This window comes from Paracoccus sp. (in: a-proteobacteria), from assembly GCF_030604785.1.
In the GTDB taxonomy this organism is placed as follows: Bacteria; Pseudomonadota; Alphaproteobacteria; order Rhodobacterales; family Rhodobacteraceae; genus Paracoccus.
The window spans coordinates 1-18,840 of sequence record NZ_JAUVVF010000033.1 but is presented as its reverse complement, the minus strand read 5'-3'; the positions used below and the strand labels follow the sequence as shown (position 1 = coordinate 18,840).

Sequence of the window (18,840 nt, the reverse complement as noted above, 5' to 3'; positions counted from 1 at the left end):
TTCCCCCCTTACCCCTCGATGATCTGAACCTGCCAGGGGTTCAGGCCCCCGGCTTCCTGATCCGACAGATTGGCGCGGATCAGCAGGCTTTGCGTGTCGTCGGTGCGCCGGAACGACAGGACCGGCCCCTCGGCATGCATGTCCGTCATGTTGCCCCGGCGCAGCGCGCTGTGCTTGCGGCGCAGACCGATCGCCCAGCGGTAATGGTGCAGCATGGATTGCGCGTCGGCCTCTTGCGCGACCACGGTGCGCTGCAGATGCGTGTGCGGCACCGGCAGCCACGGCTTCGAGGTCGAGAAGCCGCCATTCACGCCCATGTCCCAGACCATCGGCGTCCGGCAGCCGTCGCGGCCCTTGAATTCGGGCCAGAACTCGATCCCGTAGGGATCGCGCAGATCCTCGAACTCGATCTCGGCCTCGGGCAGGCCCAGCTCTTCGCCTTGGTAAAGGCAGACCGAACCCTTGAGGCAGATCAGCACCGTCGCATAGGCCTTGGCGGCCTGCTCGGTCAGGTTCCAGCGGCTGATATGGCGCACGACGTCATGGTTCGACATCGCCCAGCAGGGCCAGGAATTCGGCGCGATCTGGTGCAGGCGGTCGAAGACCCCCACGACCGAGCCTGCGGGCAGATCCTCGCCCGCGAGAAAGTCGAACACATAGGACATCTGCACCCGGCCCGGAACGCCGGTGTATTCCTCGAGCAGTTCCAGCCCGCGCTCGCTGTCGCCGATCTCGCCCACGACGACGGCGCCGAAGGGCTCGATCGTCTGGCGGAAGCGCTCCAGAAAGGCCAGGTTCTCGGGCTGGGACTTGCTGTAGCGGTGGCTCTGGTGGTTGTAGGGGTTCACCGCAGGCGCGGTGTCGGACTTGCGCAGTTCCGGCGGCAGGGGCGGGTTGTCGCGCAGCTGCTGGTCGTGGAAATAGAAGTTGATCGTGTCCAGCCGGAAACCGTCCACGCCCTTTTCCAGCCAGAACTTCGCGACCTCCAGCAGCGCGTTCTGCACGGCAGGATTGTGGAAGTTCAGGTCCGGCTGCGCAGTCAGGAAGTTGTGCAGGTAGTACTGCTCGCGCCGGGCATCCCATTGCCAGGCGCTGCCGCCGAAGATCGACAGCCAGTTGTTCGGCGGCGTGCCGTCCGGCTTGGGGTCGGCCCAGACATACCAGTCGGCCTTGGCGTTGTCGCGGCTGGAGCGGCTTTCCTTGAACCAGGGATGCTGGTCCGAGGTATGCGACAGCACCAGGTCGATCAGCACCTTCAGGCCCAGCTCATGGGCGCGTTCGATCAGCCAGTCGAAATCCTCGGGCGTGCCGAACATCGGGTCGATGCCGCAGTAATCGCTGACATCGTAGCCGAAATCCTTCATCGGAGAGGTGAAGAAGGGCGAGATCCAGATCGCGTCCACGCCAAGGGACGCGACATAGGGCAGGCGCTGCGCGATGCCGGCCAGATCGCCGGTGCCGCTGCCCGTCGTGTCCTGGAAGCTGCGCGGATAGATCTGATAGATCACGCCGCCCTTCCACCAATCCGCAGTCTGTTCAGTCAAGTTCATCCACCTTTCACGGACCCGGCCAGCAGACCGCGGACCAGGTATTTCTGCATCGCGAAGAACACGAGCAACGGCACGGCTATCGAGATGAAGGCCGAGGTTGCAAGGATCTCCCATTCACCTCCGCGCGAGCCCATGAGTTCGCGCAGGAGCCCCGTCATCACCAGCTGCTCGCGCGTGTTGCCCAGAAAGACCGTTGCCACCAGCAGGTCGTTCCAGACCCACAGGAACTGGAAGATCGCAAAGCTGGCCAAGGCCGGAAAGGACAGCGGCAGGATGATGCGCCGGAAGATCTGGAACTCGGTCGCGCCATCGACGCGGGCGCTCTCGATCACCTCGCGCGGCAATCCGACCATGTAGTTCCTGAGAAGATAGATCGCCAGCGGCAGGCCGAACCCGGTATGCGCCAGCCAGATGCCCAGATAGCCCTTGCCCAGTCCGATCTCGTTATGCAGGCGCAGAAGCGGGATCAGGGCGACCTGCAGGGGCACGACCAGCAGGCCGACCACGGCGGCCGTCAGAAGCGCGCGTCCCGGAAACTGCATCCAGGCCAGCGCATAGGCCGCGAAGGCCGCGATCAGGATCGGGATGACGGTGGCCGGGATCGTCACCGTCATGGTGTTCATGAAGGCCCGGCCCAGCCCTTCGGCGGTCAGCACGCGCTGGTAGTTCTGGGTCGTGAAGCTGGGGGGCGCCGAGGTCGTGACGAAGATCCGGTCGCCGCGCGTCATCTCGAACGGCTGGGGCGAGGTCATGCGGTAACTGCCGTCCTCGGCCACGGTCAGGGTCGCGCCATCGCCCAGATCGGCCGTCTCGCCGGGCTGGTATTGCGAGGGGTTGCGCGGACCCGTGCCCCAGGCCAGCAGGCGCTGCCCCTCGGCCACGGCCTGACCCTCGATCACGTAAAGCGGGCCGTCCTGCACCTGATCCGCCGCCGTTCCCGACCGGATGAAGCCGGTCTGCTCGCTGGCCGAGAAGCTCTGCCACCAGCCCGAGCCCGCGATCTGGTCGCGGTCGCGGAACGACGACACGAACAGGCCAAGCGTCGGGATCGTCCACAGCAGGACCAGAAGGAAGGCGGCGATGTTGACCGCCCAGGTCAGCGAGGATTTCTGTCCGGCCATCCCCTCCATCAGCGGACCTCCTTGCGGGCGTTGTAGATGTTCCAGATCATGATCGGCGTCACCAGCAGCATCAGCACGATCGCCACTGCCGAGCCGCGCCCGGCATCGTTGGCCCGGAAGGACCAGTCATACATGAAGTTCGCCAGGACCTGCGTGCCCCACTGGCCGTTCGTCATCACGAACACGATGTCAAAGACCTTCAGGACGACGATGGTGATGGTCGTCCAGACCACTGCGATCGTGCCCATGATCTGCGGCACCTTGATCTTGAAGAAGACCTGCAGCGGGCTTGCGCCATCGAGGATCGCGGCCTCGATCGTCTCTTCGGGGATGCCGCGAAGGGCGGCAGACAGGATCACCATGGCGAAGCCCGTCTGGATCCAGACCAGCACGATCATCAGAAGGAAGCTGTTCCAGCCCGGAATGGTCAGCCAGATCTGCGGCTCGCCCCCCAATTGCGTGACGATCCAGTTCAGCAGGCCGATCTGCGTCTCGCCCGAGGCGCGGTATTCATAGATGAACTTCCAGATCACGCCCGCGCCGACGAAGCTGATCGCCATCGGCATGAAGATCAGCGATTTGCCGATATTGCCCCATTTCAGCCGGTCGGTCAGCTGCGCCGCCAACAGGCCGAACAGCGTGGACAGCGCCGGGACGACCAGCAGCCACAGCATGTTGTTGACCATGGATTCGCGGAATTTGGCATCGGCCGCCAGCCAGGTGTAATTGGCCCCGCCCACGAAGCGGCTGCCATTGGCGTTGTGCAGCGACCGCCAGAAGCTGTCGATCACCGGATAGACAAGATACATGGTCAGAAACAGGATCGCCGGTCCCAGGAACAGCCAGGGTCGGATCTGGTTCGCCTTGCGGATGTTGTCCCCGGCCTGCGGGCCGCGCGCCGGATAGATCCGGTCCAGCACCCAGTTCGAGCCCCAGAACCACGCGACGCATCCGAAGACGCCGATGACGATCGTGCTGATCGCCAGCCAGAAAAGCTCCATCCCAATTACCCCCTTGTCGGACCCGGCGATCAGGCGCCCGCGATCTTGCCCCGTGACGTCGCTGCCGCCGCGGCGGGCCCCCCGACCCGCCGCGGCGCATTTGTCCTCAGTTCAGCGAGGACCAGGTCTGCTGGATCTGGTCGGCCACCTGCTGCGCCGAGGCGCCGCCGACGAAATCGACCATGCCCGTCCAGAAGGCGCCCGCGCCGATCGCGCCCGGCATCAGGTCGGACCCGTCAAAGCGGAACACCGTGGCGTCCAGCAGGATCTGGCCCATCCGGCGCAGCGTGTCGTCGCCATAGGCATCCGGGTTGGCGCCGGTATGCGGCGTCAGGAAGCCGCGCTGCGCCATCCAGATCTCGTGCGCGGCGGGCGTCTTGAGGAACTCGATGAAGGCCATGGCCGCCGGATTGTCCGACATCACCGCGAACATCGTGCCGCCGCCCAGCACCGGCTGGCCCAGATCACCCGCTTCGGGCGCCGGGAAATAGAAGAAGTCCGCATCCTCGCCGATCACCGTGCCTTCGGGGAAGAAGGTCGGGATGAAGCTGGCCTGACGGTGCATGTAGCAGGCCGGAGGGCTGGCAAAGAGGCCGTTCGGGCTTTCGCGGAAATCGGTCGCCGTCACCGCGCCCACGCCGCCCGCGACGAAATCGGGGTTCTTGGCGAACCAGCCGAATTCCTCGATCGCGTTCACGACGATGGAGTCGTTGAACGGCATCTCGTTGGTGGTCCAGCGGTCGTAATCCTCGGGCGAGGCGGTGCGCAGCATCAGGTCCTCGACCCAGTCGGTCGCCGGCCAGCCGGTCGCGCCGCCCGAACCCAGGCCGATGCACCAGGGCGTCTCGCCATCCTCGGCCATCTGCTCGGTCAGGGCGCGCAGTTCCTCATAGGTGGTGGGGATCTCATAGCCCGCATCCTCGAAATTCTCGGGGACGAACCAGACCAGCGACTTCACGTCGGCCTTGTAGGGAAAGGCGAAAAGCGCGTTCTCGCCGTCCTGCCCGGCATAGGTGCCAAGCGCCTCCCAGCTTTCGCCGGCGGCGTAGTTCTCGCGCAGCCATGCGGCGGTCTTTTCGCCAAGCGGGCGCAGATGGCCGCGCTCGGCCAGATCGGCCGCAAGGCCCGGCTGCGGGAAGACCGCGACATCAGGGGGCGATCCGGCCTCGGCATCGATCACGATCTGCTGCTCGAAGCTGTCCGATCCCGAATAGTTCGCCTGAGCCCCGGTCGCGTCGTTGAAATAGGCGATCACCGACTGGAACAGCTCCTGGTCGCCGCCCAGCCACGGCCCCATGATGTTGAAGCTCTGGCCCGACAGGTCGCCATGCGCCGCGGCGAAATCCTCGAGGCTCTGCCAGTTGATGCGGTCATCGCTGCCCGGTTCGATCACCAGCTGGGCCTGGGCGGCCCCGGCCAGCAGCGCGATGACGGCGGCGGTGGTGAAGAGTTTGTTCGTCAAGTCATCCTCCCAAGATGAACGCGGCCGCGAGGCCCGTTAACGCTAGCAAATGTCAATTCGGAATGCGTCTGTCAAACGCTTCTCAGTGGCATTGGATTTCAGTGCATGCTGGCCCCGGAGCAAGCCGGCGCGTCACGGCACAGACATCCCGGCCATCTTTCATTGTCTTCAACGCTTTGGCAAGTTTCCTGACCTGCGGCAATCGCGCGATCCGCCGCAGGCGCGTCGGGTAAACTCGCCCGAAAGCGCTTTCAATAACACCCGGTTCGGCCCCTTCCGGAACGGGCGGCTGCACGGGGGCCGCGCCGCAGGGGCGGTGATTCGCTTGCTTCATCCTCTACCCGGTCAGGCGCCCGGGCAAGCGCGCCGTGGCCCCTCTGCGACGCATTCACACGGACATATGCACGGCATCCCCACGGGATCGCGCATGGCGAAAGCGGAACAATCAGACCTTTGTCCTGTTGATTCGGCATCGTCGCGCCCTACACTCAGGCACGGTCGCCACCTGGCGCGACGGCTATGACAGGAGGATCAACATGGCCTGGACGAAGCCCATTCTGACGGAAATCGCGTGCGGCATGGAAATCAACATGTACGCACCGGCCGAGGACGAACCGGTTCTGTTCTGAACCCTCTTCACCGGCATCTGAAACGGCCCCGTCCGACAGGCTCGGGCGGGGTCTTTCCCTTGGGATCGCCCGCAGGGGCAAGGCAGGTCCATGCAGATCATCATCTTGGGAGCGGCCGCAGGCGGCGGCCTGCCGCAATGGAATTGCGGCTGCGGCAATTGCAACGCGGCCCGGTCGGGACGCATCCCGTCGCTGACGCAAAGCTCGGTCGCGGTCAGCGCCGACGGAACGTCCTGGGCCGTGCTGAACGCCTCGCCCGATATCCGCATGCAGATGGCCGCGACGCCCGCCCTGCATCCGACCGGCCCGCGCGAGGTGCCGCTGCGTTCGGTCCTGCTGACCAATGGCGATATCGACCACGTGGCCGGGCTGCTGACCCTGCGCGAGGCGCAGGGCTACGATCTCTACGCAACCCCCGCCATTCATGCCGCGCTGGCAGCGAATCCGATGATGGCCGCCCTGCGCCCCGATCTGGTGATCCGCCGCGACATCGCGCTTGATGCCAGCGTCGAACTGGCGCCCGGCCTGCAGGCGACGCTTTTCGCCGTGCCGGGCAAGGTGCCGCTGTATCAGGAAGGCGAGACCGTCGAGACCGGCCTGATCGGAGAGACGACCGTGGGGGTCGAGCTGCGCGCCAATAGCCGCCGGGCGTTCTATATTCCGGGCTGCGCCGCGCTGCCCGACTGGCTGCGCGACCGGATCGAGGGCGCGGATGCGCTGCTTTTCGACGGCACGCTCTGGCAGGATGACGAGATGATCCGCGCGGGGCTGGGCCAGAAGACCGGCCTGCGGATGGGCCACATGGCGGCGCGCGACACGATCACCGCGTTGGAGGGGGTGCGGCTGGGACAGCGCATTTTCGTCCATATGAACAATTCGAACCCGCTGAACGACCCGGCCAGCCCCGAAAGCGCGGAAGCCCGCGCGGCGGGGTGGCAGATCGCCCGCGACGGAATGGAGATCACGCCATGAAGGACATCCCCGACCAGCCGCAATCGCGCGAGGATTTCGAGGCCCGGCTGCGCGCCATCGGGGCCGAGCGCTATCACGACCTGCACCCGTTCCACCGGCGTCTGCATGGCGGCGAATGCACCCCGGACGAGGTGCGCGCCTGGGTCATCAATCGCTGGATGTATCAGTCGCGCATCCCGATGAAGGACGCCGCCTTCATGAGCCGGGTCGATGACCCGGACCTGCGCCGCGCCTGGCGCAAGCGGATCGAGGATCACGATGGCGGCCCGACCGAAGGCGGCGGCATCCGCCGCTGGCTTGCCCTGGCCCGCGCCGTGGGGCTGGACCCTGATTACGTCGCCTCGGGCACAGGGATCATGCCTGCGACACGGTTCGCGGTGGACGCCTATGTCCGCTTTGTCCGCGACATGCCGCTGCTGGATGCCGTGGCGGCCAGCCTGACCGAGCTTTTTGCGCCCAAGATCCACGCGCAGCGAATCGAGGGTCTGCTGAAGCATTACGATTTCGCCGACGAGACGAGCCTTTCCTATTTCCAGCGCCGCCTGACCGAGGCGCCCGAGGACGTGAAGTTCGGTCTGGATTATGTCCTGACCCATGCCGACACGCGCGAGAAACAGGATGCTGCGGCGGCGGCGCTGACCTTCAAGACCGATGTGCTGTGGGCGCAGCTTGACGGGCTGTGGCACGGCTATGTCGAGGGCAACATCCCGCCCGGCGCATGGCGGCCCGGCCAGGGCATGCTGCCATGACGCCGCTGATCGCGCCCGCCGACATCCCCTATCTGCCGCGCGGCGTGAGGCTGCAACGCGACCGCGTGCGCGACATCACCGTTCTGCAAGCGCCCGAACGCGCCATGCGGCTGGATGCGGTGGGCGAGGCCATCCTGTCCGAACTGGACGGCATCCGCAGCATGGCCTCGATCGCCGCCGCGTTGGCCGCGCGCTATGATGCGCCCGAGGCGCAGATCAGCGCGGATATGCGCGACTTCCTGACCGGCCTGATCGAGCGCCGGATGGTCTTTGTGAAAGGCGCCCCATGAAGGACCGGCCCGCCCAGCCCGCTGACATCGACGGCAATCCCGTCACGCCCGGCCTGCCCATGGCCATGCTGGCCGAGATCACGCATCGCTGCCCGCTGGCCTGTCCCTATTGCTCGAACCCGGTGGAACTGGTCCGTGCGGGCGCCGAGATCTCGGCCGAGGATTGGGGTCGCGTCTTCCGGCAGGCCGCCGATCTGGGCGTGCTGCAGGTCCATATCTCGGGCGGCGAGCCCGGCGCGCGGCGCGATCTGGCGCAGATCGTCGCCAATGCGCGGGATGCGGGGCTTTACGTCAACCTCATCACCTCAGGGATCGGGATCACCGAGGCCCGGCTGCGGGAACTGGACGATGCGGGCGTCGATCACGTGCAGCTGTCGTTGCAGGGCATCCGGCCCGACATGGCCGACCGGATCAGCGGCCATCCGGGGTCCTGGGACAAGAAGATGGCCTTTGCCGAATGGGTGACGCGGATCGGCTTTCCGCTGACGATCAACGCCGTGGTCCATCGCCAGAACATGGAACGTCTGCCCGAGATGCTGGACCTGGCCGAACGCCTGGGCGCGCGCCGGATCGAGGTGGCGACCGTCCAGTTCCATGGCTGGGCCGACCTGAACCGCGACGCGCTGATGCCCACGCGCGAACAGGCCGCCTTTGCCCGCAAGATCGTGAACGAGGGGCGGCTGCGGCTGCGCGGGCGCATGGTGATCGACTATGTCCCCGCCGACCATCACGCGGTCTATCCCAAGGCCTGCATGGGGGGCTGGGGCTCGACCGGGCTGAATGTCGGACCCGACGGCACGGTCCTGCCCTGCCACGCCGCGCAGTCGATTCCGTGGATGCGGTTCGAGAACGTGCAAGATCGTAGCCTGTCGGACATCTGGCACCTGTCGGACAGCTTCAACGCCTTTCGCGGCACCGCCTGGATGCCCGAACCCTGCCAGAGCTGCGAGCGCAAGAATGTCGATTTCGGCGGCTGCCGCTGTCAGGCCATGGCACTGGCGGGCGATGCGCGGGCGACCGATCCGGTCTGCTCGCTTTCGCCGCTTCACGCCGGCGTCGTCGAGGCCGCCGAGGCCAGCGCCGCAGCCACGACCGACAGCCTGGTCTATCGCCGCATGTCGCGCTCCGACTAGGATCTGCGCATCGCGCAATACGACTTTCGTCCGAGATTCCGGCTTGCTTTGTGCGGGTTGCGCCCTAAGATCGTGGGCGCGGCGCGGCTCGGGGGGGCTTGGCGCCGGGGCCGGGAAACCGGCCTTGAACGTCCGATCTCACCTCTGGGAGGAACGCCATGAATGCAACAGCCGGTCACGCGCCGCCGTTGCCATCGCAGCGGCCCGATGCCAGTCAGGTCCGCGACATCCTGATCGTCGATGACCACCCCCTGATGTGCGATGCGCTGGCCCTGACGCTGCGCATCAGCTTTGGCCTGAAACAGGTCCGCACCGCCCGCAGCCTGGCCGCGGCGCTGGAACAGATCCGCACCGAAGGCGCGCCCGACGCGGTCATCCTGGACCTGAACCTGCCCGATGCGCGCGGAAGCGAAGGCATCGTGACCCTGCGGCGGCGGCTGCCGGACGTGCCGATCACGCTGATCTCGGCCGATCTGGAACGAGCGATGATCGCGGCGGTGATGGCCGCCGGCGCGCAGGGCTATATCAGCAAGTCCCTCTCGCGCGAGGCGCTGGTGGACAGTCTGCGCCGCATGTGGGCGGGCGAATACGTCACCCCCGAAGGATATGACCGCGAGGCCGACGACCCCGAGGAGGAAAGCCGCAGCGAATTGGTGCGCCGCTTCGCCTCGCTGACGCCGCAGCAGCTCAAGATCCTGCGCCTGATCTGCAAGGGCCGCGCGAACAAGGAAATCAGCCACGAACTGGCTATCGCCGAGGCGACCGTCAAGACGCATATCTCGGCCATCATGTCCAAGATCAAGGCGCGCCGCCGCACGCAGGCCGTGCTGCTGGCCAATTCGATCCGGTTGTTCGAGACCGGATGACCCATACCGGCCCGGAGGTGAAGGAGGGCGCCGCCGGGCCGGTGGTCGTGCAGGCCGACCGCGGCGGGACCGATACGGTCCCGACCCTGCTGGCCGGCCTGCGCGCCGTCCATCCCGCCCTGGTCCTGGTCTTCGGCCCCAAGGGCGATGGGCTGGCCGCGCTGGCCGACGAGCTGGCGCCGCATCTGCCACCGAACTGCGTGCTGGCCGGCTGCTCTTCGGCCGGAGAGATCGGGCCCGGGGGCTATGCCTCGGACAAGGTGGTCGCCCTGGGCTTTCCGGCCCGCCATTTCCGCGCCGAGGCGATCGTGCTGGACCGGCTGTCCGCGCTGCCGGTCGCGGAATGGATGGCCGGGCTGCGGCGGATGCAGCGCGATTTCGACGCCGATCCGGCGCGTTCGGTCTTTGGCCTGCTGCTGGCCGACGGGCTGGCCGGGCAAGAGGACGTTCTGGTCTCGGCGCTGGATGCGGCGCTGCCGCATGTGCCGGTGATCGGCGGCTCGGCGGGGGACGGGCTGGATTTCGGCAGCACATGGCTTCTGTCGGGCGGCCGCGTTCATCGCGACGCCGCGATTTTCCTGCTGGTCGAGACCGATCTGGCGCTGCACCAGATCACGCTGGCCCATTTCCGCCCGACCGAGACGCGCGTCGTCGTCACCGCCGCCCGGCCCGACCGGCGCCGCATCCTGGAACTGAACGCCGAGCCCGCCGCCCGCGAATATGCCCGCCTGACCGGCATCGCGGAAGACGCGCTCGGCCCCGCCGATTTCGCCCGCCACCCGTTGCTGCTGCGGATGGGCGGGCAGCATCATGTGCGCGCGATCAGCGCCACGACCGAGGATGGCGGCCTGTCGCTGATGGCCGCGATCGAGCCGGGCATGGTCCTGACCCTCGGCCATGCCGAGGACCCGACGCGCGGCATGGCCGAGGCGCTGGACGCCCTGCCCCGTCCCGCGCTGATGGTGCTGGCCTTCGACTGCATCCTGCGCCGTCTGGCGCTGGAACGCGACGGCCAGGACGGGCCGATGTCACAGCTTTACGCGCGTCACCGCGTGGCCGGGTTCAACACCTATGGCGAACAGCATAGCGGCATGCATGTGAACCAGACCTTTGTCGGGCTGGCCTTCCTGCCTCCGCCGGATGCCGCGTGATGCTGCGCGACGACGACCCGCCCGAACGCCAGGTCGAGAAGCTGACGCGCATCACCGGCGCGCTGATCGGGCGCATCGACCGGCTGGAGGAACGGCGCGGTTCGGCCTGGTCGATGTTTCAGGCCGCCCTTGCGCTGGAACAGGAGGTCATCGCCCGCCGCCGCGAACTGGAACGCGCCATGGCCGACCTGTCGCAGCGGAACCGCGAACTGGCACAGGCCCGCGCCGCAGCCGACGAGGCCAACCGCTCGAAGACACGCTTTCTGCGGGCGGCCAGCCACGATCTGCTGCAACCGCTTTCGGCGGCGCGGCTGTATCTGGCGGCCCTGTCCGACACGCCCCTGAACGAGGGGCAGGACGATCTGGTCGCGCGCCTGTCCAGCGCCTTCGAATCGGTCGAGACGCTGATGAATGCGGTCCTCGACATCTCGCGTCTCGATGGCGGGCAGATCGCGGTGCATCGCCAGCCCGTCGCGCTTGGCGATCTGTTCCGCAGGCTGGATGCCGAATTCGCGCCCCTGGCCCAGGCCGGCGGCCTGTCGCTGCGCTTCGTGCCCAGCCGCGCGGTGGTGGACAGCGACCCGGTCCTGCTGCGCCGGATCGCGCAGAACCTCATCTCGAACGCGGTCAAGTATACGCGGCAGGGCGGCGTGATCGTCTCGGCGCGGCGGTGGCGGGATCATTGCTGGATGACGGTCAGCGATACCGGACCGGGCATCGCGCCCCGCGACCGCGACCGCATCTTCGAGGAATTCCAGCGCCTTGACCCCGAAGCCGGGGCGCCCGGCATGGGGCTGGGCCTGTCCATCGTGCGGCTGGCCTGCACCCGGCTCGATCACCCGATCGCGCTGTGGTCGCGCCCCGGACGCGGCACGCGCTTTCGCATCGGGCTGCGCGAAGCCTGATGCTTCCGGTCTAGAACGACAGACCGATCCCCAGCCCCGCCGCCAGCGACAGAGCGGCGATCACCGCCAGCCCCCATCCTGAACGGCGGCGCGGCGCGCGGGCGGCAGCGGCCTGTTCGGGGTGGGCGCGTTCCCACAGCGCCTGTTCCACGATGCGCGGCAGAAGCGGACCATAGCGCCCGATCGTCTGCACGATCTGTCCCATATCGCTGATCGCGGCCTTGGGACCGATGCTGGCCTTGATGTAATCCGACACGACGGGCTTGGCGGCCTGCCAGATGTTCAGTTGCGGGTCGATGGATCGGGCCACGCCCTCGACCACGACCATGGTGCGTTGCAGCAGGATCAACTCGGTCCGGGTGGGCATGCCGAAGCGTTCCGTCACCTCGAACAGATAGGCCAGCAGATTGCCCATCGAGATGCGGCTTGCATCGGCCCCGAAGATCGGCTCGCCCACGGCCCGCAGGGCGCGAGCGAATGCGGCCTCGTCGCGGTCGCGGGGGACGTAGCCCGCCTCGAAATGGACCCGCGCCACCAGCCGGTAGTCGCGCTGGATGAAGCCGTAGAGAATCTGGGCGTAGACCCGGCGTGTATATTCGTCGATCTCGCCCATGATGCCGAAATCATAGGCGATGATGTCGCCGTTCGCGGCCACCTTGAGGTTGCCGTGATGCATGTCGGCGTGAAAGAACCCGTCGCGCAGCGCATGGGACAGAAACAGCTGGATCACCCGCCGCGCCAGATCGCGCGTATCGTGACCCGCCGCGATCAGCGCCTCGCGGTCGCCCATCGGCAGGCCCTCGGCCCAGTCGGCGGTCATCACGCGGCGGCCCGACAGCGACCAATGCGGCAGCGGCACCTGAAAGCCCTCATCCTGCGCCGTGTTCTCGGCGAATTCCGAAGCGGCGGCGGCCTCGAGCCGCAGGTCCTGCTCGGCCGTGACGGTCTGTTCGAAATGGCTGACCACGTCGCGCGGACGCAGGCGGCGCGTTCCGGGGGACAGAAGTTCGATCAGCCGCGCGCCGAAATGAAAGGCGTCGATGTCGCGTTTGAACGCCGCGCCGATGCCGGGGCGCACGACCTTGACGGCGACCTCGCGGCCCGTGTCGCGCACGCGGGCGCGGTGGACCTGCGCGATCGAGGCGGCGGCGACGGGTTCGGAAAACTCGCTGAAGAGCTGGTCGACCGGAGCACGCAATTCGGCCTCGATCGCGGCCTTGGCGATGGCGGTCGGAAAGGGCGGCAGGCGGTCCTGCAGCATCCGCAGCTGTCCCGCCAGTTCCGGCCCGACCACATCCGCGCGGGTCGAGAGGATCTGCCCGAACTTGATGTAGGCCGGGCCAAGCGCGGTGATCGCCCGCGTGATCGGCGGCAGGGTCGGATCGCCCCTGTAGCCAAGCCAGCGGAAGGGCCAGCCCAGGACGCGGGCCGCGACCCGCAGCCGGATGGGCGCGTCCACCGCGTCCAGCACCGCCGCCATCGCGCCGGTGCGTTCGAACGTGGCGCCGGTGCGGATCAGGCGCCAGATCTGGTGGGGTCCCCGCATGAGGCTACAGCTTCCAGCCGGAATGGATCGCCGCAATGCCAAGCGACAGGTTGCGCCATTGCACTCGGCCGAAGCCCGCCTCGCGGATCATCTGGGCGAAGGTCTCCTGATCGGGGAACTTGCGGATCGATTCGACCAGGTATTGATAGCTGTCGCGGTCGCCCGTCACCGCCTGACCCATGGCGGGGATGACGTTGAAACTGTAGCGGTCATAGGCCCATTGCGCGGCCGGAACCGGGATCTGGCTGAATTCCAGCACCATCAGACGCCCGCCGGGGCGCAGGACGCGGTAAGCCTCGGCTAGGGCGTCGGGGATGCGGGTGACGTTGCGGATGCCGAAGCTGATCGTGTAGCGGTCGAAGCTGTTATCGGCGAAGGGCAACGCCATCGCGTCGCCCGTGACCCAGGCCAGCCGGTCGACCTTTTCCACGGCCTCGGCCCGCTTGCGGCCCTCGACCAGCATTGATTCGGTCATGTCGCAGACGGTGACGCGCGCCCCCGGCGCCCGGTCCAGAAAGCGGAAGGCCACGTCGCCCGTCCCGCCCGCCACATCCAGCAGGTGCTGGCCGTCGCGCGGCGCCAGCCAGTCCATCAGCGCGGCCTTCCACAGCCGGTGGACGCCGCCGCTCATCAGGTCGTTCATCAGGTCGTAGCGCGAGGCGACGCTTGAAAAGACGCCATGGACCATCCCGGCCTTCTGATCCTCGTCCACGGTCCGGAAACCGAAATGGGTCTGTCTGCTGTCGGTCATGCGCTTGCCGTTTCCCCGTTGCGTTGCCAGATATGCCCGGCCCGCGCCCGGCACAATGGCCGGGGCACGCGGCAGGCACAATGCGACGAAAGGGACGGAATTGCCAGAACTGCCAGAGGTCGAGACCGTCCGCCGCGGCCTGGCCCCCCATCTCGAGGGCGCCCGCATCACCCGCGCCGAGGCGCGCCGCCCAGACCTGCGCTGGCCGCTGCCGCCCGATCTGGTGCAGGTGCTGACCGGCGCGACCGTGGTGGCGCTGCGGCGGCGGTCGAAATACCTGCTGGCCGATCTGGACCGGGGCGGCACAGTCCTGTGGCATCTGGGCATGTCTGGGCGCATGCTGGTCGAGGGCGCGGCGCCCGGCCAGTTTCACCGCGACCCGGCCATCCATGCCCGCCACGATCATGTCGTGCTGGTGACGGATGCGGGGACGACCATCACCTTCAACGATGCGCGCCGCTTCGGCATGGTGGACCTGATCCGCGAGGGGCAGGCCCATCCGCTGCTGGATCATCTGGGGCCTGAACCCTTCGATCCGGTCTTCGACGCGGCCTATCTGCGCGCGGCCTTTGCCGGGCGGCGCGTGCCGGTCAAGCAGGCGCTGCTGGATCAGCGCATCGTAGCGGGGCTGGGCAACATCTATGTCAGCGAATCCCTCTGGCGGGCAGGCATCGACCCCCGCCGCGCGGCGGGCCGGATCGGGCCTGCGCGCATCGCCGCGCTGGTCGGCCATATCCGCGATGTCCTGGCCGAGGCGATCGAGGCCGGCGGCTCGTCCCTGCGCGATCACCGTCAGGCGACGGGCGAGCTGGGCTATTTCCAGCACAGCTTCCGCGTCTATGACCGCGCGGGCCTGCCCTGCCTGCGTCCCGGCTGCGGCGGGCAGGTGACGCGGATCGTGCAATCCGCGCGCTCCAGCTTCTACTGCCCGGGCTGCCAGCGCTGAGGTCTTGGATTTCCGACCCCTGACCTGCTAGGGTCCGCGCCAATGACATTGGCAACGAGGTCCAAGGCCCATGGCTTACGAAACCATCATCGTCGAGATCGAGGATGAGGTCGCCCTGATCCGGCTGAACCGTCCCGAGGCGCTGAACGCGCTGAACTCGACCCTTCTGGCAGAGCTGTCGCAGGCCGTGACCGAGGCCGACCGCAACGACAAGGTCCGCTGCATCGTGCTGACCGGCAGCGAGAAGGCCTTTGCCGCTGGCGCCGACATCAAGGAGATGTCGAAGAAATCCTATGTCGATGTCTATGACGAGGACCTGTTCGGGCCCCAGATCGATGCGATCAGCCGCGTCCGCAAGCCGATCATCGCCGCCGTCAGCGGCTATGCGCTTGGCGGCGGCTGCGAACTGGCGATGGTCTGCGACTTCATCATCGCGGCCGAAAACGCCAAGTTCGGCCAGCCCGAGATCAATCTGGGCGTCGTCGCCGGCATCGGCGGCACGCAGCGCCTGACGCGCCTGATCGGCAAGTCCAAGGCGATGGACATGAACCTGACCGGCCGCTTCATGGATGCCGCCGAGGCCGAGCGCGCGGGCCTTGTCAGCCGCATCGTGCCGACGGCCAAGCTGATCCCCGAGGCGATGGCCGCCGCCCGCAAGATCGCCGAAAAGTCCCAGGTCGCCACCCGCACCGTCAAGGAGGCCGTGAACCGCGCCTACGAGACGACCCTGCGCGAGGGCCTGCTGTTCGAGCGCCGCGCCTTTCACGCGCTGTTCGCCACCGAGGACCAGAAAGAGGGCATGGCCGCCTTCCTCGAAAAGCGCGAGGCCCAGTTCCGCGACCGCTAGGGGCGCGGCGCGCCGATTGGGGGCTTTCCTTTTCGGCGCGGCTGCCCTATAGGCCAGCGTCACATGCGCGTGGGCCCGCTTAGGCAAGAATCATGGCTATCCCTGACCGGGATGGTGCCTTGGGCTTTTTGTGCAACCGAAACGCAAGAAAAGACCGCAAGGAACCAAGACCATGGCCAATACGCCCCAGTCCAAGAAACGCGCCCGCCAGATCGAGCGCCGCACCGACATCAACAAGGCCCGCCGCTCGCGCATCCGCACCTTCCTGCGCAAGGTCGAGGAAGCGATCGCCTCGGGTGATGCCGACGCCGCGAAACTGGCCCTGCAGAACGCCCAGCCCGAACTGATGCGCGGCGTGACCAAGGGCGTCGTCCACAAGAACACCGCCTCGCGCAAGATCTCGCGCCTGGCCGCCCGCGTGAAGGCGCTCTCGGCCGCCTGATCGGGCATCGCGCAGCCGTCGCAGGACGGTGCGAATCCGGCCTTTGCAGGCCCGCAGACAACAGGGGGTGCGCATCTCGATGCGCACCCCCTTTTCACTGCCGAACGGCAGGACGGTTAATAAATCGTTAAAAAACAATACTTTTTGGAAATTGTCATTAGAGTCAACGCACTCGCAGATTCGGGCACGGGCCAAGCCTGTCAAGCGCATAGTTCGGTTGCAGCGAGGGCTGGGCTGGGGCTAGTTTCCGACCTGCGATTCACGTCGCCTTGGGGGATGGGTCGACCATCCGGCGTCACGCCGGAAAAGCGGCCGGTTGCAATGCAACATGCATTTGCTGCTCTCGGGCCGTTGATTGCCGGCTGCCACCGGCTTTCGACGTCCCGGTGCTTGTGAAGGGAACGGGCTTTGCCCCGGCAATCGGCCATTCGGCCGGTCGGGTCGGCTTTTTCGTTTCGCACCCCGACGACATTCGCAAAGGGCCTGCGGATCAACCGCAGGCTTCGGGGACAGTACGGGACAAGGGTCGGATGATGGACAGGATCTGGGTGGCGGCATGCGCCGAGCTTGAGCAGAGCGTGGGGCCGAACAATTACAACCACTGGATCAAGCCCCTGCGTCTGGCCGGGATCGAGGACGGCGCCGCGCGCCTGCAAAGCCCGACCCGCTTCATCTCGGACTGGGTGAACCGCCATTTCGCCAAGGACATCGTGGCCGTGCTGAACCGCGTCGGCGCCGAGGTCGAGCGTCTGCGGTTCGAGGTAGGCCAAGCCGCCCGCCCCTCGGCCCAGGCCGCGCCCGCCGCTTCCGCAGCGGAACCCGCTGCAGGATCCGCCCCGGTGCCCACCACCCGCGCGCCGCGCGCGGATCTGGGCGCGCCGCTGGACCCGCGCTACACCTTCGCCAATTTCATCGTCGGCAAGCCGAACGAGCTGGCCCATGCCGCCGCCCGCCGCGTGGCCGAGGGCGGCCCGGTCGGCTTCAACCCGTTGTTTCTCTATGGCGGCGTGGGGCTGGGCAAGACGCACCTGATGCATGCCATCGCGCATGACTACCAGACCCGCCACCCCTCGGCGCAGGTGCTCTATCTGTCGGCCGAACAGTTCATGTACCGCTTCGTGCAGGCCCTGCGCGAAAGCACGATCATGGATTTCAAGGGCATGTTCCGCAATGTGAACATGCTGATGGTCGATGACGTGCAGTTCATCGCCGGCAAGGACAGCACGCAGGAGGAGTTCTTCCACACCTTCAACGCGCTGGTCGATCAGGGCAAGCAGATCGTCATTTCCGCCGACCGCGCCCCGGCCGAGATCAAGGGCCTTGAGGAACGCATCAAGTCGCGCCTGTCCTGCGGCCTGATCGTGGACCTGCATCCCACGACCTATGAACTGCGCCTGGGCATCCTGCAATCAAAGACCGAGGCCTTCCGGACCCAGCATCCCGATCTGGAAATCGGCGCCGGCGTGCTGGAATTCCTGGCCCACCGGATCAGCACCAACGTCCGCGTGCTGGAAGGCGCGCTGCAACGGCTCTTTGCCCATGCCAGCCTTCTGCGCCGCGAGATCACGCTGGAGGTCGCGCAGGAATGCCTGGCCGACATCCTGCGGACGAACGACCGCAAGGTCTCGATCGACGACATCCAACGCAAGGTGGCCGAGCATTACAACATCCGTCTGGCCGACCTGATCGGCCCGAAACGAGCCCGCAACGTCGCCCGCCCGCGCCAGATCGCCATGTATCTGTCCAAGCAGATGACCAGCCGGTCCCTGCCCGAGATCGGCCGCCGCTTCGGCGGGCGCGATCACACCACGATCATGCACGGCGTCCGCAAGGTCGAGGAGCTGATCACCGAGGATAGCGGCTTGGCCGAGGATATCGCGGTGCTGAAGCGGATGCTGGAAGCCTGATCACGAAAATCTTGTGACCGCTTCGCCGGGCCGTTAACCATGAGGTCCGACGAACGGGCAAATGCCCCAGTAGACAGGGAAAGCTGATGAAACTCGTCATCGAACATGCCGTTCTGTGCGATACCGGCTGCTGTCCGTTCGCGGAGGCGGGCACGGATGATCCGGAGGTGACAGAACCGGATATCTCGGGCAGCGGAAAGGAGACCGGTATGTGTACGAAATACTCGTTCTTGCCTTGATGACCGCCCAGTTGATCGTCGCAGTCATTTCCGTGCGGCGATAGAAACTGGTGCGTTTGGCGGCCTGAAGCACTGTCAGCTACAGGAAAAGCCCCGCAACGCTGCAACGTCACGGGGCCGCCTCATTACGAGGTTCGTCGGTAGGGTCAGGACCCATTGATTTTCTTGAGGCTGTCCGGCCCGCGTGATTCAAGCTCCCGAACTGACGGGGGTGATGATGAGCAATCTTTTCTGGCTGACCGACGCGCAGATGGAGCGGTTGAAGCCGTTCTTCCCGAAGCCCCACGGCAAGCCGCGAGTCGATGACCGGCGTGTGCTGAGCGGGATAATCTT

At 66.8% G+C, this 18,840-nt stretch carries 19 protein-coding genes and 1 pseudogene; 14 read left to right on the top strand and 6 right to left on the bottom strand.

Annotated features, from left to right (window positions below; genetic code table 11):
• Positions 1-8 precede the first annotated feature (8 nt).
• The 4 genes from QAR72_RS11420 to QAR72_RS11405 form a co-directional block, all read right to left on the bottom strand.
• Positions 9-1,550 (bottom strand): alpha-amylase family glycosyl hydrolase, encoded by a 1,542-nt coding sequence (locus QAR72_RS11420; protein ID WP_304617503.1) that lies wholly within the window; start codon positions 1,548-1,550, stop codon positions 9-11.
• A complete protein-coding gene (locus QAR72_RS11415; RefSeq protein WP_304617502.1) occupies positions 1,547-2,680 on the bottom strand; it encodes a carbohydrate ABC transporter permease in 1,134 nt (377 codons plus the stop codon). The genes QAR72_RS11420 and QAR72_RS11415 overlap by 4 nt, the downstream gene beginning before the upstream one ends.
• Positions 2,680-3,672, bottom strand: coding sequence for a carbohydrate ABC transporter permease (locus QAR72_RS11410; protein WP_304617501.1), 993 nt, complete (start codon positions 3,670-3,672; stop codon positions 2,680-2,682). Before QAR72_RS11410 ends, QAR72_RS11415 begins: the two co-directional genes overlap by 1 nt.
• 106 nt (positions 3,673-3,778) lie before the next feature.
• Positions 3,779-5,134, bottom strand: coding sequence for an ABC transporter substrate-binding protein (locus QAR72_RS11405; protein ID WP_304617500.1), 1,356 nt, complete (start codon positions 5,132-5,134; stop codon positions 3,779-3,781).
• A 536-nt stretch (positions 5,135-5,670) separates the two neighbouring features.
• On the opposite strand from QAR72_RS11405, the gene pqqA reads away from it, so the two are divergent.
• From pqqA to QAR72_RS11365, 8 genes are all read left to right on the top strand, one after another.
• Entirely contained in the window at positions 5,671-5,763 is a 93-nt protein-coding gene (gene pqqA / locus QAR72_RS11400) for a pyrroloquinoline quinone precursor peptide PqqA (RefSeq protein ID WP_042250260.1), read from the top strand.
• Between the two features lie 90 nt (positions 5,764-5,853).
• Complete coding sequence (gene pqqB / locus QAR72_RS11395) at positions 5,854-6,735, top strand: pyrroloquinoline quinone biosynthesis protein PqqB (RefSeq protein WP_304617499.1); 882 nt, start codon at positions 5,854-5,856, stop codon at positions 6,733-6,735.
• Positions 6,732-7,484 (top strand): pyrroloquinoline-quinone synthase PqqC, encoded by a 753-nt coding sequence (pqqC, locus tag QAR72_RS11390; RefSeq protein ID WP_304617498.1) that lies wholly within the window; start codon positions 6,732-6,734, stop codon positions 7,482-7,484. The genes pqqB and pqqC overlap by 4 nt, the downstream gene beginning before the upstream one ends.
• The gene (gene pqqD, locus QAR72_RS11385; protein WP_304617497.1) at positions 7,481-7,774 is read left to right on the top strand and encodes a pyrroloquinoline quinone biosynthesis peptide chaperone PqqD; all 294 of its coding nucleotides are present in this window, start codon (positions 7,481-7,483) and stop codon (positions 7,772-7,774) included. Before pqqC ends, pqqD begins: the two co-directional genes overlap by 4 nt.
• Positions 7,771-8,907, top strand: coding sequence for a pyrroloquinoline quinone biosynthesis protein PqqE (gene pqqE / locus QAR72_RS11380; protein WP_304617496.1), 1,137 nt, complete (start codon positions 7,771-7,773; stop codon positions 8,905-8,907). Before pqqD ends, pqqE begins: the two co-directional genes overlap by 4 nt.
• Before the next feature lie 158 nt (positions 8,908-9,065).
• Positions 9,066-9,773, top strand: a complete 708-nt coding sequence (locus QAR72_RS11375; RefSeq protein ID WP_304617495.1) for a response regulator transcription factor — start codon at positions 9,066-9,068, stop codon at positions 9,771-9,773.
• Entirely contained in the window at positions 9,770-10,924 is a 1,155-nt protein-coding gene (locus QAR72_RS11370; RefSeq protein WP_304617494.1) for an FIST N-terminal domain-containing protein, read from the top strand. Before QAR72_RS11375 ends, QAR72_RS11370 begins: the two co-directional genes overlap by 4 nt.
• A complete protein-coding gene (locus tag QAR72_RS11365; protein WP_304617493.1) occupies positions 10,924-11,829 on the top strand; it encodes a sensor histidine kinase in 906 nt (301 codons plus the stop codon). Before QAR72_RS11370 ends, QAR72_RS11365 begins: the two co-directional genes overlap by 1 nt.
• Positions 11,830-11,839: 10 nt before the next feature.
• Here QAR72_RS11365 and ubiB read toward each other — a convergent pair whose 3' ends face one another.
• Both ubiB and ubiE read right to left on the bottom strand, forming a co-directional pair.
• Entirely contained in the window at positions 11,840-13,375 is a 1,536-nt protein-coding gene (ubiB, locus tag QAR72_RS11360) for a 2-polyprenylphenol 6-hydroxylase (RefSeq protein ID WP_304617492.1), read from the bottom strand.
• 4 nt (positions 13,376-13,379) lie between these two features.
• Positions 13,380-14,126 (bottom strand): bifunctional demethylmenaquinone methyltransferase/2-methoxy-6-polyprenyl-1,4-benzoquinol methylase UbiE, encoded by a 747-nt coding sequence (ubiE, locus tag QAR72_RS11355; protein WP_304617491.1) that lies wholly within the window; start codon positions 14,124-14,126, stop codon positions 13,380-13,382.
• A gap of 100 nt (positions 14,127-14,226) precedes the next feature.
• Here ubiE and mutM point away from each other — a divergent pair, with 100 nt between their 5' ends.
• The 6 genes and pseudogenes from mutM to QAR72_RS11325 form a co-directional block, all read left to right on the top strand.
• Positions 14,227-15,072 (top strand): bifunctional DNA-formamidopyrimidine glycosylase/DNA-(apurinic or apyrimidinic site) lyase, encoded by an 846-nt coding sequence (gene mutM / locus QAR72_RS11350; protein WP_304617490.1) that lies wholly within the window; start codon positions 14,227-14,229, stop codon positions 15,070-15,072.
• Between the two features lie 70 nt (positions 15,073-15,142).
• Complete coding sequence (locus QAR72_RS11345; RefSeq protein ID WP_304617489.1) at positions 15,143-15,919, top strand: enoyl-CoA hydratase; 777 nt, start codon at positions 15,143-15,145, stop codon at positions 15,917-15,919.
• A gap of 172 nt (positions 15,920-16,091) precedes the next feature.
• Positions 16,092-16,361 carry a 30S ribosomal protein S20 gene (gene rpsT, locus QAR72_RS11340; RefSeq protein WP_304617488.1) on the top strand — a complete coding sequence of 90 codons (270 nt, stop codon included), beginning with the start codon at positions 16,092-16,094 and terminating at the stop codon, positions 16,359-16,361.
• Between the two features lie 530 nt (positions 16,362-16,891).
• Complete coding sequence (gene dnaA, locus QAR72_RS11335) at positions 16,892-18,268, top strand: chromosomal replication initiator protein DnaA (protein ID WP_442953577.1); 1,377 nt, start codon at positions 16,892-16,894, stop codon at positions 18,266-18,268.
• Between the two features lie 86 nt (positions 18,269-18,354).
• Entirely contained in the window at positions 18,355-18,507 is a 153-nt protein-coding gene (locus QAR72_RS11330) for a hypothetical protein (protein WP_304617486.1), read from the top strand.
• 217 nt (positions 18,508-18,724) lie between these two features.
• Positions 18,725-18,840, top strand: a pseudogene (locus tag QAR72_RS11325) (IS5/IS1182 family transposase); the annotation flags it as partial.